22 protein-coding genes and 2 pseudogenes are annotated in these 25,827 nt (G+C 49.0%); 11 read left to right on the top strand and 13 right to left on the bottom strand.

Annotated elements, in window-relative coordinates:
- The first annotated feature begins 63 nt into the window (after positions 1-63).
- Together HWI92_RS22830 and HWI92_RS22825 are read left to right on the top strand one after the other, a co-directional pair.
- Positions 64-756 carry a DUF421 domain-containing protein gene (locus HWI92_RS22830; RefSeq protein ID WP_204659620.1) on the top strand — a complete coding sequence of 231 codons (693 nt, stop codon included), beginning with the start codon at positions 64-66 and terminating at the stop codon, positions 754-756.
- 113 nt (positions 757-869) lie between these two features.
- On the top strand, positions 870-1,271 hold the full coding sequence (locus HWI92_RS22825) for a DUF1398 domain-containing protein (RefSeq protein ID WP_204659618.1): 402 nt from the start codon (positions 870-872) through the stop codon (positions 1,269-1,271).
- 7 nt (positions 1,272-1,278) lie between these two features.
- Here the strand turns inward: HWI92_RS22825 and HWI92_RS22820 are convergent, their stop codons facing one another.
- Positions 1,279-2,292 carry a threonine aldolase family protein gene (locus HWI92_RS22820; protein ID WP_204659616.1) on the bottom strand — a complete coding sequence of 338 codons (1,014 nt, stop codon included), beginning with the start codon at positions 2,290-2,292 and terminating at the stop codon, positions 1,279-1,281.
- Positions 2,293-2,380: 88 nt separating this feature from the next.
- Here HWI92_RS22820 and HWI92_RS22815 point away from each other — a divergent pair, with 88 nt between their 5' ends.
- Entirely contained in the window at positions 2,381-2,569 is a 189-nt protein-coding gene (locus HWI92_RS22815) for a hypothetical protein (RefSeq protein ID WP_204659614.1), read from the top strand.
- Between the two features lie 47 nt (positions 2,570-2,616).
- Positions 2,617-3,492 (top strand): alpha/beta hydrolase, encoded by an 876-nt coding sequence (locus tag HWI92_RS22810; protein WP_204659612.1) that lies wholly within the window; start codon positions 2,617-2,619, stop codon positions 3,490-3,492.
- 69 nt (positions 3,493-3,561) lie between these two features.
- On the opposite strand, the gene HWI92_RS22805 is transcribed toward HWI92_RS22810, so the two are convergent.
- The gene (locus HWI92_RS22805) at positions 3,562-4,710 is read right to left on the bottom strand and encodes an FAD-dependent oxidoreductase (protein WP_204659610.1); all 1,149 of its coding nucleotides are present in this window, start codon (positions 4,708-4,710) and stop codon (positions 3,562-3,564) included.
- A 201-nt stretch (positions 4,711-4,911) separates the two neighbouring features.
- On the opposite strand from HWI92_RS22805, the gene HWI92_RS22800 reads away from it, so the two are divergent.
- Positions 4,912-5,760, top strand: a complete 849-nt coding sequence (locus tag HWI92_RS22800; RefSeq protein ID WP_204659608.1) for an MBL fold metallo-hydrolase — start codon at positions 4,912-4,914, stop codon at positions 5,758-5,760.
- A gap of 1 nt (position 5,761) precedes the next feature.
- Positions 5,762-6,523, top strand: coding sequence for a patatin-like phospholipase family protein (locus HWI92_RS22795; RefSeq protein WP_204659606.1), 762 nt, complete (start codon positions 5,762-5,764; stop codon positions 6,521-6,523).
- On the opposite strand, the gene HWI92_RS22790 is transcribed toward HWI92_RS22795, so the two are convergent.
- The 4 genes and pseudogenes from HWI92_RS22790 to HWI92_RS25690 all read right to left on the bottom strand — a co-directional run.
- Positions 6,512-7,837: a vanadium-dependent haloperoxidase gene (locus tag HWI92_RS22790; protein ID WP_229248504.1), complete on the bottom strand. Its 1,326-nt coding sequence runs from the start codon at positions 7,835-7,837 to the stop codon at positions 6,512-6,514. The two genes, HWI92_RS22795 and HWI92_RS22790, sit on opposite strands and share 12 nt — an antisense overlap.
- Positions 7,827-11,213: a VCBS repeat-containing protein gene (locus tag HWI92_RS22785; protein WP_204659604.1), complete on the bottom strand. Its 3,387-nt coding sequence runs from the start codon at positions 11,211-11,213 to the stop codon at positions 7,827-7,829. Before HWI92_RS22785 ends, HWI92_RS22790 begins: the two co-directional genes overlap by 11 nt.
- 92 nt (positions 11,214-11,305) lie before the next feature.
- Positions 11,306-11,574: pseudogene (locus HWI92_RS22780) on the bottom strand (hypothetical protein); the annotation flags it as partial.
- Between the two features lie 57 nt (positions 11,575-11,631).
- A pseudogene (locus HWI92_RS25690) lies at positions 11,632-11,712 on the bottom strand (hypothetical protein); the annotation flags it as partial.
- A 281-nt stretch (positions 11,713-11,993) separates the two neighbouring features.
- On the opposite strand from HWI92_RS25690, the gene HWI92_RS22770 reads away from it, so the two are divergent.
- The gene (locus HWI92_RS22770) at positions 11,994-13,346 is read left to right on the top strand and encodes a vanadium-dependent haloperoxidase (protein ID WP_204659602.1); all 1,353 of its coding nucleotides are present in this window, start codon (positions 11,994-11,996) and stop codon (positions 13,344-13,346) included.
- Here the strand turns inward: HWI92_RS22770 and nadB are convergent.
- From nadB to HWI92_RS22740, 6 genes are all read right to left on the bottom strand, one after another.
- Positions 13,343-14,920, bottom strand: a complete 1,578-nt coding sequence (gene nadB / locus HWI92_RS22765) for an L-aspartate oxidase (protein WP_204659600.1) — start codon at positions 14,918-14,920, stop codon at positions 13,343-13,345. The two genes, HWI92_RS22770 and nadB, sit on opposite strands and share 4 nt — an antisense overlap.
- A gap of 30 nt (positions 14,921-14,950) precedes the next feature.
- The gene (nadA, locus tag HWI92_RS22760) at positions 14,951-15,946 is read right to left on the bottom strand and encodes a quinolinate synthase NadA (RefSeq protein WP_204659598.1); all 996 of its coding nucleotides are present in this window, start codon (positions 15,944-15,946) and stop codon (positions 14,951-14,953) included.
- 156 nt (positions 15,947-16,102) lie between these two features.
- Positions 16,103-17,524, bottom strand: coding sequence for an inorganic phosphate transporter (locus HWI92_RS22755; RefSeq protein WP_204659596.1), 1,422 nt, complete (start codon positions 17,522-17,524; stop codon positions 16,103-16,105).
- 76 nt (positions 17,525-17,600) lie between these two features.
- On the bottom strand, positions 17,601-18,665 hold the full coding sequence (rlmN, locus tag HWI92_RS22750) for a dual-specificity RNA methyltransferase RlmN (protein ID WP_204659594.1): 1,065 nt from the start codon (positions 18,663-18,665) through the stop codon (positions 17,601-17,603).
- Between the two features lie 133 nt (positions 18,666-18,798).
- Complete coding sequence (locus HWI92_RS22745) at positions 18,799-19,356, bottom strand: CvpA family protein (RefSeq protein ID WP_204659592.1); 558 nt, start codon at positions 19,354-19,356, stop codon at positions 18,799-18,801.
- A complete protein-coding gene (locus HWI92_RS22740; protein ID WP_204659590.1) occupies positions 19,353-19,802 on the bottom strand; it encodes a GatB/YqeY domain-containing protein in 450 nt (149 codons plus the stop codon). Before HWI92_RS22740 ends, HWI92_RS22745 begins: the two co-directional genes overlap by 4 nt.
- 542 nt (positions 19,803-20,344) lie before the next feature.
- Here HWI92_RS22740 and HWI92_RS22735 point away from each other — a divergent pair.
- Positions 20,345-21,064, top strand: a complete 720-nt coding sequence (locus tag HWI92_RS22735) for a pyridoxine 5'-phosphate synthase (protein ID WP_204659588.1) — start codon at positions 20,345-20,347, stop codon at positions 21,062-21,064.
- Positions 21,065-21,085: 21 nt separating this feature from the next.
- On the opposite strand, the gene HWI92_RS22730 is transcribed toward HWI92_RS22735, so the two are convergent.
- Complete coding sequence (locus tag HWI92_RS22730; protein WP_204659586.1) at positions 21,086-21,391, bottom strand: SCP2 sterol-binding domain-containing protein; 306 nt, start codon at positions 21,389-21,391, stop codon at positions 21,086-21,088.
- 151 nt (positions 21,392-21,542) lie between these two features.
- On the opposite strand from HWI92_RS22730, the gene HWI92_RS22725 reads away from it, so the two are divergent.
- From HWI92_RS22725 to xylA, 3 genes are all read left to right on the top strand, one after another.
- A complete protein-coding gene (locus HWI92_RS22725) occupies positions 21,543-22,025 on the top strand; it encodes a hypothetical protein (RefSeq protein WP_229248502.1) in 483 nt (160 codons plus the stop codon).
- Between the two features lie 106 nt (positions 22,026-22,131).
- Positions 22,132-24,252, top strand: a complete 2,121-nt coding sequence (locus HWI92_RS22720) for a peptidylprolyl isomerase (protein ID WP_204659584.1) — start codon at positions 22,132-22,134, stop codon at positions 24,250-24,252.
- 185 nt (positions 24,253-24,437) lie between these two features.
- Positions 24,438-25,766 (top strand): xylose isomerase, encoded by a 1,329-nt coding sequence (xylA, locus tag HWI92_RS22715; RefSeq protein WP_204659582.1) that lies wholly within the window; start codon positions 24,438-24,440, stop codon positions 25,764-25,766.
- The last annotated feature ends 61 nt before the right edge of the window (positions 25,767-25,827 follow it).

Below are 25,827 nucleotides of genomic sequence, written 5' to 3'. Positions count from 1 at the left end.
GATGTTACTTTATCGGAAGGTGGAGTAGCATCTTTTTTTTACAAAAAACCGCCTTACCTGGTTATGACCGAAATCCTCGAATGGGAGCGCGTCCTGCTTAACGAACTTCCGCCTGCATTTTTGCTAGAGGTAGCAATACGGTCGTTTATTATGTTCACTTTTCTGCTGATCGCCCTGCGCGTTACCGGAAAGCGGGGGGTGAGGCAACTCTCGATTTTCGAGATGGTGATCATCATTTCACTGGGTTCGGCAGCGGGCGATCCCATGTTTTACGAAGATGTGGGTATCATGCCGGCACTCGTCGTGTTTGCGACGATCATCCTGCTTTACCGGATCGTGACCTGGCTTACCGGAAAAAGCCAGTTTTTTGAAAAACTTGTGGAAGGTAAAACTGTTTGCCTGATTCACGAGGGAAAGTTTTCTGTAACAGAATTCAAGAAGGAAACGCTGGCCCAGGATGAGTTTTTCTCAGAGCTAAGGATCAGAAATGTCGAGCACCTTGGGCAGGTAAAGAATGCCTACTTGGAACCTTCGGGAGAGGTAAGTGTATTTTTTTATGAAGACAAAGCCGTTAAACCCGGCCTCCCGCTCCTGCCCGAGCTATATCTGAAAAAAACCAGAACAATCCCCAAAGAAGGTACATATGCCTGCACCTTTTGCGGTAACACACAGGAGCACAGTGCCAGTACCGCTGCCTGTGAAGTATGCGGAAAAGATGAGTGGGTAGAAGCTATTGACACGGTCCGGATTGCATGATAGAATTACAAAAATGCCCTTTGCAGCCTGGCATGCGTATTTTAAGCCATTTTGCGCGGCTGATCTTTGTGGAACGTTGACTAACTATTTATAGAACCAACCATCACATCACTATGGAACTTATTGAATTAACCGAAGAACAAATCAAAGCCGCAGAGGAACAAGCGAGCGGGCAGCCTTATCCATATCTGGCAAAAATCCTGAAAGATATCGGGGTGGATAATTACGAGGTAAAGGTGCGCAACCACAAGGTAACCTACACGAGCATCAATGGTGAAAAGCTGGTTCTACCGGGAGATATGCCTGAGTTTGAATGCGCTGAAGCATTCAAGCTGGAAGAAGTAAAAAGCGCAATCCGCAGAACCCAGGAAGGACAAACGGACTACGCAACTTTTCTGAGAGAAATCGGAGAAGCGGGCATTCACACCTACGTTGCCGACCTCACCGGGATGAAAATTATTTACCAGGGTCCCAACTCCGAATATGAGTATGAGGAGCTGATTCCGGAAGTGTAACCGGCGGCTATTTCAGCCGCCGGCTCATTTCTTCCAGATGGTCATCCGTAAAATCAAGGTGTGTCACGAAGCGGACCAACCCTTTACCAAAACCAATTGCGAGTATATCCTTCTCGGCCAGGCTGCGGACGTACGCTACTTCCGAAATACCCTCAGCCAGCCTGGCGATCACAATGTTGGTATCCACAGGAAACACTTCCTCCACCTCCGGGCTTTTTTCCATCAGCAAACCAATAGCACGTGCGCGGCTATGGTCTTCTTTGAGACGATTGACATGGTAATCCAATGCATAAATACCGGCCGCGGCCAGAAAACCTGCCTGCCGCCAGCCTCCTCCCATTACTTTCCGGAACCGGCGCGCATGCCGGATACTTTCGGCGGAGCCCACAAGCAATGAGCCCACGGGACATCCCAAACCTTTGGAAAGACAAATGCTGATGGTGTCAAATACCTGTCCGTACTGCATGGTGGTTTCACCCGTTTCCACAAGTGCATTGAAAAGGCGGGCTCCATCCAGGTGCAGGGGAATACCGCTATCGGCACAAACTTGCCGTATTTGCCTGATTTCTTCAAAATCATAGTAACACCCGCCACCCTTATTCATGGTGTTTTCCAGCGAAACCAGCCTGGTGACAGTAGAATGTACATCATTTTGCGGGCTGATTGCCGCCGCTACCTGGCCGGCCGAAATGCGCCCCCGGTTACCGTCCAGCAACTTTACCGATGAGAATGCATTGAGCATGATGCCGCCGCCTTCGTAGAGGTAGATATGGGATGATTTATCACAAATCACATCGCTGCCCGGCAAGGTATGGATACGGATCGCCAGCTGGTTGGTCATGGTACCGGACGGACAAAAAAGTGCGTCCTCCATTCCGAACAACCGGGCAGCCTTTTCCTGTAATGCATTGACGGTAGGATCATCACCCAGCACGTCATCCCCTACTTCCGCCGCCCACATTGCCTCCTGCATTTCCCTCGTCGGCCTGGTGATTGTATCGCTTCTTAAGTCAATTTTCATTTTTATAAAACTTTTACCCGGTCAGCGGATTTTACACATTGGACCAAGATAAAGTCGAAAGCGATATATTGCAATCAAAATCGGCCGCATGGAGTTTTCAGAATACCTTATTCAAAAAAAAATAAGCCCTCAGCTATTTCGGGAAGGTGACCCGGCGCGGTACCGTGAGTGGAGCGACCTCTTTGAAACCATGCACCCCGAGAGCTTTACTGCTCAAAAGAAATTTCTCGTCAATGAGATCCGCAGGCGCTACCACCTGCCCGATCCTGATAGGTAGGATTTACAGGCAGCTGCTTTTTTCTGAAAATATAAAAACAGACCTGCATGAAAAAACTGCTGCTTTTCGCCTGCCTGCTCTTTGCAGGACTACCTTCATTTGCCCAGCACAGCCTGATCAAGGAGAGCCTTAAAATTCAGAGCTCCGTAATGGGAAAAGAGATGAGGTACAACATTTACCTGCCCGCAGATTACGACAAAACCGACCGCAGCTACCCGGTATTATACCTCCTGCATGGCTACTCCGATGACGAAACCGGCTGGACACAATTCGGAGAAGCGCAGCAGATTGCCGACAAAGCGATCGAGAGCGGCGACGCTACGTCCATGATCATCGTGATGCCGGATGCTGGTGTTACTTTTTACATGAACAGTTACGATGGAAAGGCAAAGTATGAGGATTACTTTGTTAACGAATTCATTCCGCATATTGAGTCCGCCTACCGGATCAGGAAGAAAAAAGAGTTCAGGGCTGTGGCAGGACTGTCTATGGGCGGCTACGGCACCATGCTGCTCGCCATGAAGCATCCCGACCTGTTTGTGGCCGCGGCTCCGATGAGCGGTGCTTTCTGGTCAGATGATGATATTGCAAACATGCCGGCTGAGCGCTGGGACGGGCTGATGGCCACGTTGTTTGGCAAGGCAGCTCCCGGTAAAGCCCGGCTTTCAGAACACTGGTACAAAAATTCCATTTTCAAGATCATCGAAACCACTCCGCTCGACAAGCTGAAATCCGTAAAATACTACATTGATTGCGGAGACGACGATTTTCTGATCAAAGGAAATATGGCGCTGCACGGAGCCATGCTGGATAAGGCCATACCCCACGAGTTCAGAGTACGCAATGGCGGGCACACCTGGACCTACTGGCGTACCGCTCTCCCGGAAGTCATGAAGTTTGCTACCCAAAGCTTTCACCGCTAAAATCAGAAAGGGTCAGAAAGCCCGATGCTTCCTGACCCTTTTTATGTTAACAAACGGCCACAAGTCCTGTCAGCCTTTCATTTCCTCCATCAACTTCATCAAAATACCGACAGTCTTTTCGGTCTGCTCCCTGCTTGGCGTTGTATCCCAGTTGCCGACAATACCATTACTGCCAATGTAAATTCCATCTTTACGGGAGATGAAATTGGCCCCCTGCGTATACAGCTTATAATTCGCTTCTCCTTGCGGGATCAGGCACGAAAGCTGCCCCGATACGGGTGTCAGTTCCTCATCATTGAACACCGGCTTGGCACCGAGCCCCATGCAATTCACCACTACTTTTTCGGGTAGAGCGTCAATGTCCTCCGGTTTTCTGATCTCCTGTATTTTTACTTTTCCACCAAACATGGTAAAATCCTGTAACTGGTGCCGGAGGTAAGCCGGTATGTTGAACATCAGGTTGCTTCGGCGGGTTACATGATTTGCTTTAAAAGGGTGTTCCCTGGCACTCAGGCTCACTCTCTCCGGCAAAAGTCCATGCACCTCGAAGTCCTCTCCGCCGGCACCTGGCACATAGTTTGGTTCATTTTGAAAAACGCCGTACTCTTCCGCCCAGCATGCAATGTCGTTCATACCCAGTAAAAACTGGAACCTGCGGAATGAAAACCGGCAGGCATCTTCCCATACCGCCCGGAACTCAGGCCTGACAACCTTGACGTCGCACACCCGGGAAGCCGGTGACCAGGTACCTGTGGCAAGATTGCTGGTGATGTTGGGAGGAACATCCCTGGTGTAGATCGTCACCTCACAGCCGCTCTCCTGCAACAGCCGCGCGGTGGCAATACCAACCGTACCGCAGCCAAGTACCGCCACCTTTTTCTCCTGCGTAGCCAGCACGTGCTTGCGGGCAATGTTTCCAGTACCCCATGAAAGCGACCATCCCGAACCTCCGTGACCATAGTTATGAACAAGCGTTTTATTCCCGAGCTGCTCCACATCCAGCCTGGGTCCCGACGCACGGAAAGGCCGCAGTCCCACCGTTTCTTTCACAATGCGGTCCATGGAAAGGCGCAGCTTGGGAATGTGGTGGTAACCCCGGGAAATATGGTAATGTTTGTCGGGGTACATCTGCTGACTTTTGGGCATGCAGGCCGAAACGCCAGCTGCGAGCGCGATACCAGCCGGCATTGCAGTTTCAAGGAAATTTCTGCGGTTCATCAGGTGAGTTTAGAATGGTAGATACAGGCTGAAAATAAATACATACAACTAGTAATACAATTTATATTCTGCTATCACCAAATTATACAATACAAAATTTGTTGAATTACAGTTTTTGCAAATTCGTCTCCAATTACCTGCGATTGAATCTTATTGAAAATAGTACTATGTTGAACCCATTAAGATTTTAATAAATCAGTAATGAGGATACGTACAGTAGATACCGGATATTTCAAGCTGGATGGAGGCGCCATGTTCGGGGTGGTACCTAAGTCGCTCTGGAACAAACACAATCCTGCGGACGAAAAGAACCTTTGTACCTGGGCAATGCGATGCCTGCTTATCGAAGACGAAAACCGGCTTATTCTGATCGATACCGGCCTCGGCGACAAGCAGGATGCCAGGTTCTTCGGGCACTATGACCTGCACGGAGATGCAAGCCTGCTTAGTTCCATCAGGCAAAATGGCTACACGCCGGAAGATATTACCGATGTAGTACTCACACACCTTCATTTTGATCATGTAGGCGGAGCCGTAACTTACAATCATGACCGCTCCGAGTTACGGCCCGTTTTCCCGAATGCTACGTACTGGTCCAACGAGGCACACTGGCACTGGGCAACCAACCCCAACCCCAGGGAAAAAGCGTCTTTTTTACGAGAAAACATCTGGCCGCTGCACGAGAGCGGACAGCTGAAATTCATTTCCGAAGGCAGTTCACCATTTCCATCGGTAGACTTTTTACACGTAAACGGACATACGGAGCAAATGATGCTTCCTCTGATCCACGCCGGAAAGCACCGTCTGCTTTACGCCGCCGACCTGCTCCCGTCCAGCTATCACATTCCATTAGCCTGGGTGATGAGCTATGACGTGCGTCCGCTGCTCACCATGCAGGAGAAGGAAACTATCCTGCAAACCGCGGCACAAGAAAATTACGTCCTGATCTTTGAACATGACCCCGTGTACGAAGCCGGAATTGTGGAGCAGACGGACAAAGGTATCCGCATCCGCGAACGCGGCAACCTGAGCAGCTTTATCAACCTGTAATATGCGCGTCGGACTGGTACTATCAGGCGGAGGCGCACGCGGAATTTCCCACATCGGGGTAGCAGCAGCATTATCCGAGTATGGCATCGTCCCGGATATAATCAGTGGCACGAGCTCAGGCGCCTTTGTAGGAGCATTGCTTGCGCACGGCTACAAACCCAGGGAAATTATTGAGCTGATTACCAAAACACGCCTGTACTCCTACCTCAGGCTTGGTTTCGGTGTGAATGGATTTTTGCAGCTGCACAAAATGGAAGAGGTTATATGCCGCTACCTGCCGCATAACAGTTTCGAAGCATTGCAGATACCCTTGATTGTGACGGCGACCGATATTGTAAATGCTGCCGAGATCAGGTTCAGCAGCGGGCCGCTGGCGATACCCATCGTAGCGTCGTGCAGTATTCCCGGACTTTTCAGTCCCATTATGCATGCAGGATACGAGCTGGTGGACGGAGGTGTGCTCAACAACCTGCCGGTAGAGGCCATAAGAGAAGAGACAGCATTCGTGATCGGCAGTCATTGCAATCCTTTTCTTTTGGATAAACCGCTGAAAAGCACCTCGGAGATCGTGTATCGCAGCCTGATTCTCGCCATGCACGCCAAAACGCGGGAGCGTTTCGGCAAATGTGACCTGCTCATCGAGCCGCCCGCCCTGAGCCGTTTCAGTATTTTTGATTTCCGGAAGGCTGAGCAGTTGTTTGAGGCAGGTTACCGGTATACCAAAGAACTGCTCGCCGAGGTAAGACCTCGGTTACCTGCCTGAATGCTGCTGCTTCACTCCCAGCTTTTTGACGACCCACTCTCCTACGCGCGCGCCCTGCACCTGTCCGTTGGTCACGGCATCCATAAAGTGAATACCGCCATAAAAACGCGACATGGCCGATTCCTGCGCTGCCGCCGCAAAGGAGGCGAACTTACGGGCTTTAAGGCCGAAGCGCTCCTCGACAGTATCAGTATATGCAAACTTATCGCCAAAGTAGTGGGTCAGAATGATTGCCGAAGTTGTGGAAATCACGGAGTGCCCGCTCAGATATTCGGGAAAAGGAGGGGTTTGCAGGAACGGTTTCCAGGAAGGATCAATGTACTTGCGGATGGCCGTCTCGGGCCTGATCCGGTTGCTTAGGTACTTTTCGTCCCAGCAAGCCATAAAAGAGTCCATCAGCCCCACCGCCACACTGGTATTTACGAGTGTTGTTTTCGCAAAATCAGCCTTGGCCTGCCCGCAGGCAATATTGGTAATTCCCATCCAGTGCGCCCCCGGTGAGATTTTCTTCATTCCCACCAGCAAATGTCCCCGGTTTTCCAATGCAAAAGGATTGCAGTCCCAGTATGCTGCCATCACCAGGTGCTCTGCCTGCTTAGTATCATCATAATTCAGTTTCATGAGCTTGAAAAACGCTGAATTTTTGTCTTCTGAAAATGCTACCGGTGGGTTTCCCCGGAACTGGGAGCAGGTATCCAGCGTAAATGGCCGCACCGTGCGGAAGTAAGGCTCTACGGGTGGAAAGTAGCCGGGAGGTGTAGGGTACCAGGTTCCGGGCAGACGGCTGGGCTCATACCTCGGGAAATTACTGATCCGGTTGTAGCGGTCACTTTTGGCATATTTCAGTATTTCCTTGCTGATCGCCAGCGCATACGCCTGCGAGCCGGCAATCCGGTCGGCATCCAGGCCCGCCTTGCGGCAGGAGTCAATCAGCCGGTCCTGGTACTTGCGGAGCAAAGCGCCGGACGGCTGCATTTTCCTGGCCGTTTCCAGCATAGCCAGTGCAGCAGTGAGCTGATAAGCATGGTTCTCAATACCTTCCGGACGTTTGATCGAAGGATAATTGTTGAGTACGCCGAACATGCTGCGGTAGGCGGAATCGTTTTGTGCAATGACCTCGTAACCCGCCAGACACGCATAAGCAAAGAACCGGGCACCGAGAGGCGGATTGGTCACATCATGCACCATTACATCCGTCATTTCATTCACCACAGTACCTACTACCGCGGGATGGATGTCGAAGGGTTTGTTGTCTTTTTTACAACCGGCCAGCATGCCTGCCAGCAGCAGGACCAGGATCAATTTATTGAGCACTTCCAAGTTGATATGCTTTAACTTCCTGCTGATTTATACCAAATAATAACTTATTACCCACCGGCAATACACTCCGGACATCCCCGCGAAGCGAAAATCCGGACAATGCCTGCGGCACATATTCAAATGCACCATTGCCTTTACCTTTCAGCAAAACACCATAATTGGCATCATACTTCCCGAATCGCAGCCGGGCCTTGCTGACATTGCCGCAAAGCAGCAGGTCTTTTTTTCCATCGGCATTGAAGTCCAGCGAAGTAATGGTGTATACCGGTGAATTTTGTGCTTCCAGCGGCAGTACCGTAGGGGCATACTTCCCGTTTTTGTTTGTGACAAAAATAGTGGTCTGCAGGTAGTTGGAGGTAAGCTCCTGTGCTCCTTCCAGTTCATCCTGTGTAAAAACCTCTTTAACCGTAGCATCCGCATAGCTTTTATAATCCTGAAAACGCGTCCGCATAATGCTCATCTGATCAAGCAGCTCGTCGCGGGTGATGTAGGGATAACTTTTTCCCTGGATATAAAAACTCATAATCGGATCCACGGATCCGTTATCGTCAAAATCTTTGTAGATCAGCTGAACCGGCTCCTTGTCACTGGCTTTGCATTGGGTGTTGAGCCCCATGTTCCCGGCCACAATTTCCGGCTTACCATCTCCATTGAGATCTTCCACAAGCAGTTTATTCCACCAGCCGCTATATGGTTTATCAAAGTACTCGCTTGTTTTATTTTCCAGCTTTCCGTTGCTGCTGATAAATATACTGACCGGCATCCACTCCCCTGCCACTACCAGGTCGGGCTTCTTGTCTCCATTGAAATCGGCCCAGCTGGCATCCGTAACCATTCCAATACGTTCCAAAGCCGGGCACAATGCCTTCGTCTGATCCGAAAACTTTCCTTCTCCATCATTGATCAGCAGGTAGCTCCGGGGTGTCTCGGGGTATCTTCCCGGGATCACGCGCCCACCGACAAAGAGGTCGGGCTTCCCGTCTCCATTCACATCCGCGACTTCCACGCAGCTGGTACTGGTGAGCATGGCCGGCAATACACCCGCAGCTTTTGTAAAATTACCCTTGCCATCATTCAGGTACAGCCGGCTTTGCAGCAGTGGATCCTCAGGCATAAAGCTTGCATAACCGCCGCTGCACACAAACAGATCCGTAAAACCATCCCCGTTTGCATCAAAAAACGCGGCGTCGGTATCCTCACTTTGTTTGTCTGCGACAAATGCAGGTACTGGCCGAAGCGTAAAAGATCCATTTGGACCGCCTATGTACAGTTTTGCAGGTTCACCCGAGCCGCCGCCTGCAAAAATATCCGCTATCCCGTCCCCATTCACATCTCCTTTGACCATACACGGACCGGAAAATGAAATAGGATTTGTGAGCAGTGGCTGGCGCTTGAAATCATTGGTATTAACCGGCGCACCTTTGAAAGCGATCGGCGCATTTACCGGGACAAAAACAGGCTTGGCAGTAGTACTTTTTGCCGTACCCGGCTTTGCATTCTTTTCTGATAATGTCAGCAGCTGATTGACTTTCGGATTTACCAGCAGCTCGGTTTTTGCATTCAGCCACACAATCCGCAGCGAGTCGATTGTACCTTCTTTTCCGAGTCCGAAATGCAATACCGGCGACACGCTCGACTGGTAACCTCTGGTAGGCATTTGTTCGAGGTACTGCTTTTTTCCTTTCTGGTAAATAGTCAGCTTTGCGCCCAGCCCGAGCGTATTCAACCCGGCACCATCCAGCTTTACATTCAGATAATTGGTCTTTAGCTGCGACCCTGATTCGTTCTGGTAAATGAATGCAGGTTTGTTGATGTTGTTGACAACCAGGTCCAGGTCACCATCATTATCCAGATCGGCATAGGCAGCGCCTCCGCTGTTGGAGACTTCTCCCAGGCCCCATTGCTCAGCTACATTAGTGAATGTCAGGTTTTTCTGATTATGAAAAAGATAGTTTTTCATATTGGAAGAAGGCATCTGATAAACAAGCTGCAATACATCTTCCCGCTTCACCTGTCCTTCTATCCGCTTAAGATGGTCGCCCATAAACTTTACAAAGTCCATGTTCGTAAAATCCCGCAGGTTTCCGTTCGTGATGAAAATGTCCTTCCAGCCATCATTATCATAATCTGCAAAAAGCGGCGCCCAGCTCCAATCCGTGTTGGAAACGCCCGACAGCTGACCAATTTCTGAGAATACCGGCGCTTTCGTGTTTTTCCCTGCACCCTCATTCAATTGCAGCATATTGCGCATATACTGGTGATGAAAACCAACTTTAACGTTGAAATCAAACAGTTCATAGTTGTCGAGACCGGCAAGCAGCTTCTGGCGGCGATTATCTTCGGGCAGCATATCCAGCGTAAAAATATCCGGCAGACCATCATTGTTGAAGTCGGCAATGTCATTGCCCATGGAGGAGTGCGACGTATGCCCAATGCCTGCATCGGTAGCATCTGTAAACGTACCATTTCCATTATTGATGTACAGGAAATCGGGTACGGAATAATCATTGGACACATACATATCCTGCCAGCCATCCTGATTTACATCCGCTATGCCAATCCCGAGACCATAGGTAAGAGGCGAGCTTTTGATGCCGGCTTTGGCAGTGATGTCGGTAAAATGGGGTGTACCGTTTTTCCCGGCTTCATGACGAAACAACCTTACACCCGAAATCGGGTCATCTTTTTTCAGCAGATCGGCGGTACTTGCCTCATCGAGGATCGGGAGTGACTTGGGATTGTGATTGAGCAGGAACATATCGAGGTCACCATCTTTGTCAAAATCAAAAAATGCCGCCTGCGTGCTTGTACTTGGATCTGCCAGGCCATATTGCTCGGCCAGCTCCTCAAACTCGGGGATACCCTGCGCATTGTTGCCTTTGTTAATGAAAAGCTGATTTTTGAGACTTTCCGGCGAAACGTTCCCAGAGTAGCACACATAGATGTCGAGCTTGCCGTCACCATTCACATCGGCCATCGTCACGCCGGTTTTCCACGGCCTTTCCCTGCCGGCTACGCCTGCCACACTTGTTATGTCCGCAAACGTCATCTTGCCTTTGTTCAGGTAGAGCTTGTTGGCGACCATATTACCTGTGAAATAAATATCGTCAAGACCATCCCCGTTCACATCACCGGCTGCAACCCCGCCGCCATTATAGAAGTACTCGTACATGAGCACATTCGTATTAAGGCCTTCCGTCAGGGTATTTTCAAAGGTGACACCTGTTTTTTCCGGCGTAAGCAGACTGAAAAGGGCTGGACCTGCCTTGGATTGTTCATCCTTTTCAGAGGAAGATGAATTACAGGAAACGAAAAGTTGAACTATAAACAGGAAAAACACGCCTGCAAGGCAGGATCGGGCTTGCTTCATGACAACGAAGGAGAAGTATTTGGTATACAAAAAAAGAAACTATGCCTTACAGCGAAGGCATAGTTTCAGTAAAATTAAGTAATTAAATATTACTATTTACCGTAACCCGGGTTTTGAACCAATTTTGCATTCCGGTTGATTTCATCTCTGTTGAAAGGACGGAAATACACCTTGTCGATTCATGTACGGTTTTCATGCGCCTTTTCTTCCACCGGCGTATAAGCCTTGGTATAGCGGAAGAAAGGCCACGGAATATTCTTAAAATCGGTGTTGTCCACCAGGTCAGGGTTTGGATTAATGAATTTACGCATGTAGTATCCATTGTGGCTTCGTTCCAGTCTTCGATAGAGCTGCGACTGTTTTTGTCTGCATTTACGGTATAAAGACCATCAATATCGGTTGCAGTACCGGCTGTTGTTCCTTTAACCACAACGCTTACGCCGCTCAGTGATTGGCCTTGCTCATTCTTGATCTTACCGCTGATTGTGTTCTGCGCCATAGCACCGCAGACCGCAACACGAAGGAGCGCCAATGACAATATCCATCGAAGGAGAACAGGATGAATTGATCCGGTAGAAAATGTTTTTTTAAACCATACATTCTTCAAAAACAACAATAAAAAGCACTTTTCTGAGATATATTTTGATTTTTAGTAGCCAATGGTTACAATGGGTACTTGCTACCATGATACGTTTATGTTAATTTAGTATCCGTGTTCGCCAGGCAAATGGTTTTTATAAAACAGTCACCCACACCCAACCCATATTTGTGTTTGCAAGAATGAAAGTACGCTTACTCTCCCTGCTCGTCATAGGAATCGCGTTGGGCTGCAAGCCGGACCAAACGCCGGAAAAATACAATGCAGCAGCGTCCGACCCCAGGTTATTTCATGAGACCGCCACGCATCTCACAGATGTGATCATCCATGATATTTTCAAACCGCCGGTAGCCAGCCGGATTTACGGATATTCGTTTCTGGCTGCGTATGAGGCACTTGTCCCGGCTTATCCGGAGTACCAGTCACTAGGCAACAAACTGGTGAAGTTCACGCCTGCGCCCCGCCCTGACACCTCGGCGACCTACTGTTTTCCGCTTGCCAGTATCAAGGCTTTTACGGTGGTAGCCCGCACACTGACCTTTTCCGGAGATATGTGGGATGCGTATGAAAAAGGCCTTTTTGCCAAATACGAAGACATGGGGATCCCTCAAGACGTTTATGAACGCTCCATGGCATACGGCGACACGGTTGCCAAACATATCCTGGCTTATTCCGCCAAAGATCATTATAAAGAGATCCGGGGTTACAGGTATACGGTTACCAATCAGCCAGGCACCTGGGTGCCCACACCACCCGCCTATGCCGACGCTTGCGAGCCTATGTGGAACACCGTTAGAACTTTTGCGCTCGACTCGGTAACCCAGTTCCGGTGTCCTGCTCCTGCCAGTTACAACCTGGCCAAGGATAGCCCGTTTATGAAGCTGGCGATGGAAGTTTATAACATGGGCAACAACCTTACTGAACAACAGAAAGCAAGTGCTTTTTTCTGGGATGATAATCCGTTTGTGACCAACGTGGTAGGACATGCCATGTTTGCCAATAAGAAAATGACCCCCGTAGGACACTGGATGGCCATTATCAGAACGATTACGACCGACAAGAAAGCCGATCTGATGCAGGTTAATGAGGCGTATACGCTGGGAGCTCTTGCGGTTTACGATGCATTTATCGCATGCTGGGATGAGAAATACCGCTCAGTGCGCATCAGACCGGAGACCGTGATCAATAACAATTGGGACCCCAACTGGCGCCCGTATCTGGAAACACCTGCATTCCCTGAATATGTCAGCGGGCACAGTTCCATATCAGCGGCCTGCGGCAGGATACTGATCCACCTCTTTGGTGAAAATGTTGCATTTACCGACACCACGGAAAAGAAATATGGCCATGGTGTAAAGTCCTTTACATCCATTGAAGCTGCCTATTGGGATGCTTCCATCAGCCGGATGCTCGGGGGTATCCACTACCGCGACGGCGTGGAAGAAGGCACTCGATTGGGCGAGAAAGTAGGAAATAATGTGTGGCAGCGCGCGGTTACCCGCAAAAACCGGGAAGCGCTTGCCCAGAAAAACTAAACGTTATCAGCATTGAAATGCAGGCCGATGTTCTCGCGGCGCGCCATCGCCATTTTAATGATCAGGTACGAAACCGAGATCATATTCCTGAGCTCGCATATGGCAACGGATACCTTTGACTCACGGTAGAGCTGCTCGTGTTCCTTATGGAGTAGTTCAAGCCGGTCATATGCACGCTTCATCCGGCGGTCGGTGCGGACAATGCCTACGTAGTTGGACATGATGCTGTTGAGCTCACGCGTCATTTCCGTAACCAGCACCTGTTCCTCCGGGTGGGTAGTGCCAGAGTCATCCCATTCAGGAATGTCTTGGGGAATTACGGCTTCTGCAAACCGGGAGATGGTATCTTCATAAGCGCGATGACCAAAGACCACCGCTTCAAGAAGAGAATTGGAAGCCAGGCGATTTGCGCCGTGCAGTCCGGTGCAGGCGCACTCGCCCGCAGCGTACAGGAAGTTAATATTGGTGTGCGCCCATTCATTTACCTTGATTCCACCGCACATATAATGCTGGGCAGGCACCACAGGGATCATATCTTTGCGGATGTCTACACCGGCTTTGAGGCAGTACTCGGTGATATTTGGAAAATGGTCGACAAATTTCTCGTAGTCGCAGTGGCGCACATCCAGGTACACGTGATCTACCCCGTTCTTTTTCATCTCGGAGTCGATGGCGCGGGCTACAATGTCCCGGGGAGCCAGCGACAGGCGCTCGTCATAGTTTTCCATGAATGTACTTCCATCCGCACGCTTCAGAATGCCGCCGAAGCCCCTTACTGCCTCCGAAATCAGGAATGAAGGTTTTTGGCCCGGCTGGTAAAAGCTTGTGGGATGAAACTGGATAAACTCCATGTTATCGCAAATTCCCTTGGCGCGGTACGCCATGGCAATTCCGTCACCTGTAGCGATGGTCGGGTTGGTGGTGCTCTGGTAAATATTACCAATGCCGCCCGTTGCCAGCATAGTCGTTTTGGCTACAAACTTCTCTACTTCACCCGTTTGCCGGTTCAGCACATAAGCCCCGAAACATTTAATATCTTCCCTGTAACGGTATACGGTTTCCCCCAAATGGTGCTGGGTGATCAGCTCTACTACGTAATAATGCGTAAGAACCTCAATACTCGGATGGCGGTTGACCTCTTCCAGCAATGCGCGCTCAATTTCAGCTCCCGTAATGTCCTTGAAATGCAGGATACGATGGTCGGAATGCCCTCCTTCCCTGGCCAGGTCGTATGCTTCTCCACCCTGGTCTTTGTCAAAACGGGTACCGTAGTCAATGAGCTCCTGAATTCGCTCAGGAGCTTCCCTGACCACAATGTCCACAATATCCTTTTTGTTGATACCATCCCCGGCATCCATCGTGTCCAGGATGTGTTTTTCAAAAGAGTCTGACTCCGACCATACTACCGCAATGCCGCCTTGTGCATACTTGGTATTGGTTTCGTCCGCCTGCACCTTGGTAATGACCGCAATGGACACTTCCTGGTTTAACTTATCAAAATGGCGGGCTAGTTTGGCAGCGTAGCTAAGTCCGGCAATGCCAGACCCGATGATCAGAAAATCAAACTGGGGCATAAAGTCAATATGGAATAAATGGTGTCAGGATCAAATGCCTTTGCTCAGTTCCAGCATGCGCGCAACTGACTCGTAAGCTTTCAATCTGATATCTTCCGGGACAAAAATCTCCGGCTGCTCATAGTAAAGTGCATTATACACTTTTTCTAAGGTATTCATTTTCATATACGGGCACTCGGAGCAGGCGCAGGTATTATTATCGGATCCTGGCGCCGGAATCAGCTTTTTGTCAGGTACCGCCTGTTTCATTTTGTGCAGGATACCGGCTTCGGTAGCCACGATGAATTTATCATGGGAAGATTCCTTGACAAACTTAAGAAGGCCCGTAGTGGAGCTGACAAAATCAGCCTGCTTCAAGATATCCTCTTTGCATTCAGGATGTGCAATGAGCAGTGCATCCGGATTTTCGTCCTGCAACTGTTTTAATTTCTCCCGTGAAATATCAATATGTACAATGCATGCACCATCCCAGAGCACCATTTCCCGCCCTGTTTTATGCGCCACGTAGCGGCCCAGATTCGCATCAGGAGCAAAAATGATTTTCTGATCTTTTGGCAGACTATCAACAATCTGCAAAGCATTGGACGAGGTACAAACAATATCCGTCAATGCCTTGATCTCGGCGGAACAGTTGATATAACTGATCACAAGATGGTCAGGATACTGAGCCTTAAAAGCAGCAAATTTGTCTGCTGGGGCCGAATCGGCCAGGGAGCAGCCTGCATTCAGATCGGGGATAACCACTTTTTTATTCGGGCTCAGAACTTTGGCCGTTTCACCCATAAAATGAACGCCGCAAAATACAATCATATCCGCGTCGGTAGCAGCTGCCTGTTGTGAAAGCCCCAGACTGTCACCAATGTAATCGGCCAGGTCCTGGATTTCAGCGTCCACATAGTAATGCGCGAGGATTACTGCATTTTTCTCCTTTTTCAAACGCTTTATTTCCGCAATCAGGTCAATATCTTCTGCCACTGCCTCGGTTACATACCCGTACCGGCCTACCTGCTCTTCAATGGTTGTCATTCTGGTGAATAATTGGGTTCAAATGGTTTATAATGAAAAATCCCCTGCCGAATTTACTATATTAAACCAATGTAATCCAAAGAAAGTGCGGTATCCTGATAAAAGAAGAGGCCGCAGGAATCGATCCCCCGGCCTCTTCATCAGCATATGATTTACTTATAAAATCCAGCGGAAAAACACGTAAAGTGTTCCTGAAAGTACCATTGTTACCGGCAGCGTAAGAATCCATGCAATCACAATGTTCCGGATCGTCCCTCCCTGAAGGTTTTTAACACCCTTACTGGCCACCATAGAACCTGCGATACCAGAAGAAAGTACATGCGTGGTTGAAACCGGCAATCCCATGTAAGACGAAACCCCAATGGTACTTGCCGCAACCAGCTCCGCAGAAGCACCCTGCGCATAGGTAAGGTGTTGTTTACCGATCTTCTCACCAATCGTAACCACGATACGCTTCCAGCCAACCATGGTACCCAGGCCAAGTGAAAGCGAGATCATCAGGATTACCCAGTCAGGCGCATAGTCGGTGTACCGGCGGATGCCTTTTTCGCCGGACGACTGACTTTTCAGAAATGCCAGGTCGGCGGCATTCAGATTGGCATGACCGTTATCGATGATCGTTTTGGTATTACGGCTGATGAGCAGCAGCGAGCGGCGGGCGTTCATACGCGCGTCTCCTGGTAATTTGTTGTCGACAAGAGGCTTGCTCAGCTGCGTGTTCAGGTTGTTGATTTCCTGGTGGATCATGTATAAATGCTGCCTGTCTGCAATCGAGAGGCGGGAAGAATCGATGCGGCTCACAGCCTGCTCAATGCCGGCAAGCTCGGTCTTCATGGCAAGCGGATTTTCATTGTTGTTAATAGCAAAATGAGCGGGCACAATGCCGATCAGAATCAGCATCACAAGCCCCACACCCTTCTGACCATCATTGGAGCCATGAAAAAAGCTTACCAGTGTACAGGTCGTCACCAAAATTGCCCGGATCCACATGGGCGGTGGTTGATTTTTCTTGGGCTCACTGAAAACAACCTCACGCAATGGTTTGGACAAAGACCGTCTCAAGATAAACATGATGATGATCGCCATCGCAAAACCAAAAATCGGTGAGGTAAGAAGCGACATAAAGAGTTCCTGCGCCTTGGACCAGTTGACTCCCGATCCAAATGAATTTTCAGGCATGAAGGTAAATGCAAGTCCGACGCCCAGAATGGAGCCGATCAAGGTATGCGAGCTCGAACTCGGCAGACCAAAGTACCAGGTTCCCAGGTTCCAGATAATAGCGCTGAACAGGAGTGAAAACACCATGGCAGCGCTGTGATATACATTTTGATCAATCAGCAACTCTACCGGAAGCAGGTTTACAATCCCCATCGCTACGGCAATGCCACCGAAGAAAACACCGCAAAAGTTCATAAACCCCGACCAGACAACGGCCACGCTTGGTTTCAGGGAATTGGTGTAAATAACTGTGGCAACAGCATTGGCAGTGTCATGAAATCCGTTTACAAATTCAAATGCGCAGGCCGCTAGGATACTGAATGCAAGAAGGAGGAAAATGTCGGTTTCAAGACCAAACATAGAAGAGAAGTATAAGTTTTTTATCGAATGCCGGACAAAGCTACTTAATGTGCCCCGTTACAATATTAACAAATTGTTAAGTTGCCGGCTGAACGGTTTCCTTGTTGGCGAGTTGGCCGCAGGCTGCATCAATGTCCTTCCCACGGCTCCGGCGCACATGTACAGACACGCCGCGGTCTTCCAGAAATGCTGCAAAACGATCCAGTCTGTCGGCTTCCGTGTTCCGGAAATCGGCTTCTGCAATGGGATTGTACTCAATGATATTGACGCGGGCAGGAACCCGCTTTGTAAACTCCCAGAGCTCCTTTGCATCCTGCAAAGTATCATTGAAGTTGTTGAAAACAATGTACTCGAAAGTAATCCGGTTTCCTGTTTTCCTATAAAAATAATTGAGCGCCTCGGCCAGGTTATCCAGCGAGTTCGACTCATTGATCGGCATAATCTGATTACGTTTTACATCATTGGCCGCATGCAGCGAAAGTGCCAGCCTGAAACGTACCTCATCATCGCCCAGCTTTTTAATCATCTTGGCAATGCCGGCAGTTGAAACCGTAATGCGCTTCGGCGACATATTCAGTCCTTCGGGAGAGGTAATGTATTCGATAGACTGTAATACGTTTGCATAATTGAGCAGCGGCTCGCCCATGCCCATATACACAATGTTGGTCAGCGGCGCTTTAAAGCTACCCTCCGCCTGGCGCGCAATGGCCACTACCTGATCGTAAATTTCACCTGCATCCAGGTTACGCTTGCGGTCCATATAGCCTGTCGCACAAAACTTGCAGGTGAGCGAACATCCTACCTGGCTGCTTACACACGCTGTCATACGGTCAGCAGCGGGTATCAGCACGCCTTCTACGAGATTGCCGTCGAAAAGCTGAAATGCAGACTTGATCGTACCATCATTGCTCTGCTGCTGTTTGGCTACGGAAAGTGTGTGAATTACAAAATGCTCATTGAGCAGCTGACGTGTGGCAAGTGACAGATTGGTCATGTCGTCAAATGAAGCAGCCGACTTTTTCCAGATCCATTCATACACCTGTTTGGCCCGGAATCCTTTCTCCCCATGGCCGGCTAGCCATTCTTTGAGCTGGCCGGCGTCCCATTTTCTAATATCCTGCTTTGTATTTTCCTGGATCATCTTAATATGCTGTCTGCCAAACGTATACTGCTCGGCTAGTATTGGTCAAAGGTACTGAAACTCAGTTACCCAAGTGTAACTGCTACTGCATTTTGAAAGTTCATTATGCCGGAATACTGCAAAACGATGACATTCAGGATTTATCATTGCGCTCTCCCGCATCGTCAAGGTACTCTTTTTTCCATTCACGGATCAGGTCCGTTCCGGCCGGCATCATGCCGAGTGCCTTGGTAATCAGGTTGGGTGCGATGGGTACTACCAGCGGGTAAATGAAAGTATCGTCCGTGCGGTGTGCCGGAATTTTTACCCCCACCGCATTGACAAGCCAGAAGAACACACTGATGCCAAATACCCAGGTAACAATACCAACCAGGCCACCCGCAAAGCTGTCGAAAGTACCCAGGATAGAGTACCGCAGCGACCGCCTGATGGAGTAGCCGAATTGGTTCAGTAAAAAAATAGTCGGGAAGAATATAGCTGCAAAGCCAACATAAGGTAATATCCGCCTTGCTACGCCGGCACTCATATAAGGTGTCAGGACCTCCATTCCTAGCCCCAGGAATTTGAAGCCCAGTACCATGGCTACCACCAGGCCAAGTATGCCGATGATCTCGATCAGCAAGCCTTTACGGTACCCATGTACTGCGCCCCAAAGCAGGGGAACCAGGATCAGCAAATCCAGTAACTTCATGCAAGCAGGCTTTTTACGGTTGCGGAGATAACCTTTCCGTCGGCTTGCCCGGTAAGCTCCTTGGTAGCAGCGCCCATTACTTTGCCCATATCGGAAGGACCACTTGCTCCTACCCTAGCAATGATTTCCTGCAACTTCGCTTTCAGCTCATCATCGCTGAGTTGCTTGGGCAGAAACTGCTCGATCACGGCAAGCTCGGCTTCTTCTTTTTCAAGAAGGTCGGCACGATCCTGTGCCTTGTAAATGTCAGCAGACTCCCGGCGCTGCTTGGCAGCTTTGGTCAGCAGTTTCAGTTCATCGTCAGCCGATAGGTCGCCGCTTGCGCCTCCTTTGGTTTCTTCCAAAAGAATAAGTGACTTGATCGCACGCAGTGCACGCAGTGTATCCTGATCCTTGGCACGCATAGCGTCTTTAATTCCGCTTTCAACCTGGGTTTTTAGGGACATGGGAAGTTTTGAATGGGTGAATGATGATTGTTAATGACTGAATGATTGAATGATTGAATGACTGAATGTTCGTGATGGGTATTTTATACTAGTGTCGTAGCTGGTTGTTGTGGGTTGTGTGTTTTTGTTTTTAAGTTATTAATCAAATATAGCCTGCAAAGTTGGGTGGCGGACCTGCATCCATCCTTTTACATTGCAGGCAGGGAGCAAAGTTAGAATTTTCATAATAAATGCCATCCTCCCATCTCTAACCCAAATTTCCTACATTTACCTCTAAACACATCAAAAATGAAGTTTATAAAAGGATGTAACGACCAATAATCATCGGGAATCCTAGGGCAACATTAAGTCATTAGGTCATTAGGTCATTAGGTTGTTCAGTCATTCAATCATTAGGTCATTAAGTCATTAGGTCATTAAGTTATTTGTTCATTCAAACATTCAGTCATTCAATCATTCAGTCATTCAGTCATTCAGTCATTCAAACATTCAGTCATTCAAAACTCACTACCTCACTAACTCACCACCCAATCCCCACCCCCATGACCCGCCTGAGCGTTAACATCAACAAAATTGCTACCCTGAGAAACTCCCGCGGCGGAGACAATCCCAATGTACTGAAAGTGGCGCTGGACTGTGAACGGTTTGGTGCGCAGGGAATTACGGTACACCCGCGCCCCGATGAGCGCCATATCCGCTACCAGGATGTGTATGACCTCCGTGCTGAGGTAACGACCGAGTTCAATATAGAGGGAAATCCTTCTGAGAAGAAGTTTGTGGAGCTGGTACTCGCCAATAAACCCGAACAGGTAACACTTGTGCCCGATGCCTTACACGCAATTACGTCCAATGCGGGCTGGGATACCATCACCAACGAAGCTGAACTTACCGACCTGATTGCCATATTTCACTCAGCCGGGATACGCGTGTCGGTATTTGTGGATGCAGATGAAAAAATGGTGGAAGGTGCCAAAGTCTGCGGTGCCGACCGTGTGGAGCTGTATACCGAACCCTACGCAGCCTACTACTTTGAAAACCGGCAAAAAGCAGTCCTGCCTTTTGTTAAAGCCGCAGAAAAGGCCAGGGAAGTGGGACTCGGCCTGAATGCCGGTCACGACCTCAGCCTTGACAACCTGCGTTTTCTGAAACAAAACATACCCTGGCTGGACGAGGTATCCATCGGACATGCGCTGATTTCGGATGCATTGTACCTGGGACTGGAAAATACCATCCAGATGTACCTCCGCGAACTGCAGGTTTAACGATTGGCAGGGAGGCTGCGGCTATTCGCGGCCTCCGAACGTTTGCGCAATCTTCATCGCTACGCTCATATCGCCATCGATTTTCAGCTTTCCGGTCATGTAGGCCATCATGGCATTCAGGTCACCGTCGATTAGCTTCAATGCATTTTTGGTAGAAACTTCAAAAGTACAATCTGCTTCCAGGTCTTCCTGGGATACGGAATTGGGAACCGATTTACCGTCCACGAACAAAGAGCCGTCTTCGGTTTTAAATTTAACAGTAGCATCAAGGCCGCTGTCGGTTCCCAAGATATCTTTAATGCGGTCGGCAAGGATTTGGAGGCTCATAATGGCGGTTTTGAGAATGTTGCGCGTATATTTTGCAAAGCGACAAAAGTAAAGACCGTGCCAGAATAATCAAATGCACTTTGGTGTTTTCACTTAAAACGGCAAATTTTACATGCTTTGCCAATCTCGCGGGCATCCACTGTTTTGACTTATGAGTGAAGATTTTATCAGACCCACGTTCCTAACCATACTTTGCTTTCTCACATTTATGACTTCGGTTTCAGCCCTTTGGAACCAGTCGAAAAATCTCTGGAGCCCGGGTGTTGCCGCGGAAAATGTGACGCAAATGTTCGAGAGCGCGCAGGAGAAATTGCATGCCCGCCCCGGTGCCGCTGACCTGCGGGCGACAGATACCATGTTTAAGATCATTTATGATCAGACCAATGCTGCCAATATGCATACAATGGCAGTGATCCTCCTGATTTTTGAATCCATATCGCTTTATGCCGCTTACCTGATGTGGAACCTGCAGAAACGTGGATTTTACCTGTACCTGGCGGGGATAGCCATAGCGTTTTTTACTCCCTTGCTGCTGATCGGAGGATGGTTTGGGGCGGTTAATGCCATTGCCGGTGTATTTTTCAGCTGCTTCATGGCAATCCTGTACGCCTTCAATCTGAAACATATGCATTGAGTGCCAGCGTGATCGTTGCTCTGCCAATTATTTGATTTTGAAACGGTCAACCCTTGCATTCGATATAGAAAAGATATTATTTTGCGCACTAATTTGAATTGAGAAAATGGCTTTAATTAACAAGATCAGAGAAAAATCCGGTATTGCCGTAACCGTAATCGCAGTCAGTTTAATTCTTTTCATGGTAGGTGGCGACCTGCTGGGCCCTAATTCCCTTTTTGGCAGTGGTAATAACCAGACTGTCGGAGAGATTGCCGGAAAAGAAATTAACATCAAGGATTTTCAAAGCCGGGTGGATGGTTTTCGCCAGAATTACGAGGCACAATCCGGGCGCAGCCTGAATGAAAATGAGCTCGCTTCTCTCCGCGATCAGGCATGGAATCAATTCATTATCGACATTGCTTATAAAAAACAGTTTGATGAGCTCGGACTGACGGTAACTGACGACGAGCTTGTTGACATGGTACAGGGCAACCATATCAGCCCCTCTATATTGCAGGCTTTTTCAGATCCTACTACGGGTAAATTTGACAAAAATGCAGTTGTCAACTACCTGAAAAACCTGAAAACACTTCCGATCGAGCAGCAAAGATCCTGGGAGAACTTTGAGAAAAGCCTCCGCGAGGAACGTGTCCGTACCAAATACGAAAACATGCTGCGCCTTTCTACCTACATCCCGAAGGCACAGGCAGAGAAAGAGTACGTAGCCCAAAATACCAAAGCTACCTTGCGCTACCTCTATGTACCTTACTACTCTGTTGTGGATACAACAATCAAGGTTACTGACTCACAGCTTGAAGAGTACCTGAGCGCCCATAAGAAGGAATACAAAGGTACCGACACCCGCTCCATCGAGTACGTCACTTTCCCGATCCAACCTGCAAAAGACGACAGTTCCGCACTTTATTCCGAAATCAAACAACTCGCAAGAGGCCTTGCTACTGCGCAGAACGACTCTGCTTTTGCAAGCATGAACACGGATATTCCATTGCCGATCAACATGTCTTATGCAAGTATGTCGGATCAGCTTAAAGAGGCTGTAAAGTCATTCGTTCCGGGAGGCGTTTACGGCCCGTACCGCGAAGGCAACAATTATTTTATTTATAAATATGATGGTACCCGTTCTGATACGGTTTCCACTGCCCGTGCCAGCCATATCCTGATCCGTGCTGAAAACCAGTCGGACTCTGCCAAATCAGCTGCCCGCGCCAAAGCAGAAGGTATCCTTGCACAGATCAAAGCCGGTGCCAACTTTGAGGCCCTGGCTGCTACATCCAGTGCCGATCCCGGTTCGGCCCAGCGTGGTGGTGACCTGAATTATTTCCAGAACAACGGTGCCATGGTAAAGCCATTTGAAGAAGCTGTGTTTTCAGCTACTGCTCCCGGCCTGATCCCTCGCCTGATCGAAAGCCAGTTCGGTTTTCACATTATTAAAGTAACTGAGCCTAAGTCCAACACGCTGTACCGGATCGCTGCAATCGGAAAAACCATTGCGCCAAGCCAGGCAACACGCGATGAGGCTTACCGCCGGGCTGACGAGTTTGCCAATTCCGTGAAAACGAAGGAAGACTTTGATGCAGCAGTGAAAAAGAACAAGGCACTGGTTGTGGCGACTGCAAACCGCATTCCCGAGTCGGCTACCAACATCAATGCGATCCAGAACGGACGTGAGATTGTAAGGTGGGCATTTAAGGATGACACCAAGATCAACTCGGTTTCTCCTCAGGTTTTTGAAACTGATGAACAATATGTGGTGGCTGTACTGACAGGCAAGTCGGACCAGAAAGATGTGAAAGTGAATGATTTCCGTGATGAACTGACTACTAAGGTGCGTAACCAGATCAAGTCGGAGCAGATCACCGCCAAGCTGAAAGGTGCTACCGGCAACCTGGAAGGTATTGCAAAAAAATACGGCGCAGGTGCACTGGTTGAATCTGCTAATGATATTTCCCTGGCTACCGGCTTCCTGACAAGCGCAGGATTTGACCCGATCGCACTCGGAAAAGCATTTGCTTTGAAAAACGGACAGCGTACCGGCGTATTCACAGGTGAAAACGGGGTATTTATCGTAGAAATGGTCAACAAGGCGGAAGCACCTAAAATTGCTGATTACACGCAGTACAAGACACAGCTGACCCAGTCTCTGGAAAGCCGTATGTCCTACCTGGTGAATGAAGCAATTCGCGAAAACGCTGATATTGAAGACCGTCGCGCGAAGTTTTTCTGATAGCATAAATTTTCAGAGGTCAGGAGGAGCAGAAATCATTTCTGCTCCTCTTTTTATTTATACTGCAATCCATTCAGAAAAAAGTGATAGTATTGCAGTATGAACTGTCAATGTTACACTTAATGAATAAAGATGTAGCATTCCGCAGGCCAACCATTCATTCAGAAACATTTAATTACAATACAATGAGCATTTTACTCGGAGAACAGGAGTATTTCAAAGGTATCGGGAAGATCGCATACGAAGGCCCCGAAACAGACAATCCGCTGGCTTACCGCTGGTACGATGAGAACCGGATCATTGCCGGAAAAAGTATGAAAGAACATCTTCGGTTTGCTGTCGCTTACTGGCATACATTCTGCGGATCGGGCCTTGATCCTTTTGGAGGACCTACCTTGTTTTTTCCCTGGGATAAAAAATCCGATGCAGTAGACCGTGCCCGTGACAAGGCTGATGCTGCCTTTGAATTTATCACCAAACTGGGCGTGCCTTACTACTGCTTTCACGACGTGGACGTGGTAGACTACGACGACGACGTGCGTACCAACGAAAAGCGCATTCTGGCATTGACGGAGTACCTGGGTCAGAAACAAAAAGAATCGGGTGTGAAGCTGCTTTGGGGTACTGCCAACCTTTTCGGACATCACCGCTACATGAATGGTGCGTCTACAAATCCTGATTTCAACGTAGTAGCCCATGCCGGAGCCCAGATCAAAATGGCGCTGGATGCAACAATCGCCCTGGGTGGTGAAAACTACGTGTTCTGGGGAGGACGTGAGGGTTACATGACTTTGCTGAACACGGACATGAAACGCGAGCAGGAGCATTTTGCACAAATGCTGAAAATGGCTGTGAAGTATGCCCGTGCAAATGGTTTTACAGGTAAATTCTTCATTGAACCCAAACCTTGCGAGCCGACCAAACACCAGTATGACTATGACGCAGCTACCTGCATCGGTTTCCTTCGTCAGCACGATCTGCTGGAAGACTTTGCATTGAACATTGAAGTAAACCATGCGACATTGGCAGGCCATACTTTCGAGCACGAATTACAGGTAGCGGCGGATGCCGGCATCCTGGGTTCGATTGATGCCAACCGTGGTGATTATCAGAACGGCTGGGATACCGACCAGTTCCCGACGGATATCGCTGAATGGACAAAAGCATTGCTCGTAATCCTGAAAGCAGGCGGCCTGAAAGGTGGCGGCGTCAACTTCGACGCAAAACGCCGTCGTAACTCTACCGACATGGAAGATGTGTTCCATGCACATATTGGCGGTATCGACACCGTAGCCCGTGCACTGGTAGTAGCCGACAAAATTATCCAGCATGGCGAATATGACAAGATTCGTACGGATCGCTACGCCAGCTTCAATGGCGGAAAAGGTGCCGAGTACGAGGCTGGATCACTGAGCCTGGAAAACCTTTTTGACCTTGCTGCAGCCAACGGAGAGCCTGCAACGATTTCAGGAAAACAGGAGTACCTGGAAAACCTGCTGAACCGCTTTCTTTAATTAATTTCATACCAGCAAAAAAGGGGATAGCCGAAAGACTATCCCCTTTTTGCGTATGCGC

This window comes from Dyadobacter sandarakinus, from assembly GCF_016894445.1.
Classification (GTDB): domain Bacteria; phylum Bacteroidota; class Bacteroidia; order Cytophagales; family Spirosomataceae; genus Dyadobacter; species Dyadobacter sandarakinus.
Note: the sequence above shows the minus strand (reverse complement) of the source record. Positions and strands in the feature narration are given on the sequence as shown.

Coding starts and splice junctions, on each gene's coding strand:
- HWI92_RS22725 (WP_229248502.1), top strand. CDS start 21,543: ATGAGTGAAGATTTTATCAGACCCACGTTCCTAACCATACTTTGCTTT.
- HWI92_RS22820 (WP_204659616.1), bottom strand. CDS start 2,292: ATGAAAATTGACTTAAGAAGCGATACAATCACCAGGCCGACGAGGGAA.
- HWI92_RS22735 (WP_204659588.1), top strand. CDS start 20,345: ATGACCCGCCTGAGCGTTAACATCAACAAAATTGCTACCCTGAGAAAC.
- HWI92_RS22825 (WP_204659618.1), top strand. CDS start 870: ATGGAACTTATTGAATTAACCGAAGAACAAATCAAAGCCGCAGAGGAA.
- HWI92_RS22740 (WP_204659590.1), bottom strand. CDS start 19,802: ATGTCCCTAAAAACCCAGGTTGAAAGCGGAATTAAAGACGCTATGCGT.
- HWI92_RS22770 (WP_204659602.1), top strand. CDS start 11,994: ATGAAAGTACGCTTACTCTCCCTGCTCGTCATAGGAATCGCGTTGGGC.
- HWI92_RS22720 (WP_204659584.1), top strand. CDS start 22,132: ATGGCTTTAATTAACAAGATCAGAGAAAAATCCGGTATTGCCGTAACC.
- HWI92_RS22800 (WP_204659608.1), top strand. CDS start 4,912: ATGAGGATACGTACAGTAGATACCGGATATTTCAAGCTGGATGGAGGC.
- HWI92_RS22815 (WP_204659614.1), top strand. CDS start 2,381: ATGGAGTTTTCAGAATACCTTATTCAAAAAAAAATAAGCCCTCAGCTA.
- HWI92_RS22805 (WP_204659610.1), bottom strand. CDS start 4,710: ATGAACCGCAGAAATTTCCTTGAAACTGCAATGCCGGCTGGTATCGCG.
- HWI92_RS22810 (WP_204659612.1), top strand. CDS start 2,617: ATGAAAAAACTGCTGCTTTTCGCCTGCCTGCTCTTTGCAGGACTACCT.
- HWI92_RS22785 (WP_204659604.1), bottom strand. CDS start 11,213: ATGAAGCAAGCCCGATCCTGCCTTGCAGGCGTGTTTTTCCTGTTTATA.
- rlmN (WP_204659594.1), bottom strand. CDS start 18,665: ATGATCCAGGAAAATACAAAGCAGGATATTAGAAAATGGGACGCCGGC.
- HWI92_RS22830 (WP_204659620.1), top strand. CDS start 64: ATGACCGAAATCCTCGAATGGGAGCGCGTCCTGCTTAACGAACTTCCG.
- nadB (WP_204659600.1), bottom strand. CDS start 14,920: ATGCCCCAGTTTGATTTTCTGATCATCGGGTCTGGCATTGCCGGACTT.
- HWI92_RS22730 (WP_204659586.1), bottom strand. CDS start 21,391: ATGAGCCTCCAAATCCTTGCCGACCGCATTAAAGATATCTTGGGAACC.
- HWI92_RS22755 (WP_204659596.1), bottom strand. CDS start 17,524: ATGTTTGGTCTTGAAACCGACATTTTCCTCCTTCTTGCATTCAGTATC.
- HWI92_RS22795 (WP_204659606.1), top strand. CDS start 5,762: ATGCGCGTCGGACTGGTACTATCAGGCGGAGGCGCACGCGGAATTTCC.
- nadA (WP_204659598.1), bottom strand. CDS start 15,946: ATGACAACCATTGAAGAGCAGGTAGGCCGGTACGGGTATGTAACCGAG.
- xylA (WP_204659582.1), top strand. CDS start 24,438: ATGAGCATTTTACTCGGAGAACAGGAGTATTTCAAAGGTATCGGGAAG.
- HWI92_RS22745 (WP_204659592.1), bottom strand. CDS start 19,356: ATGAAGTTACTGGATTTGCTGATCCTGGTTCCCCTGCTTTGGGGCGCA.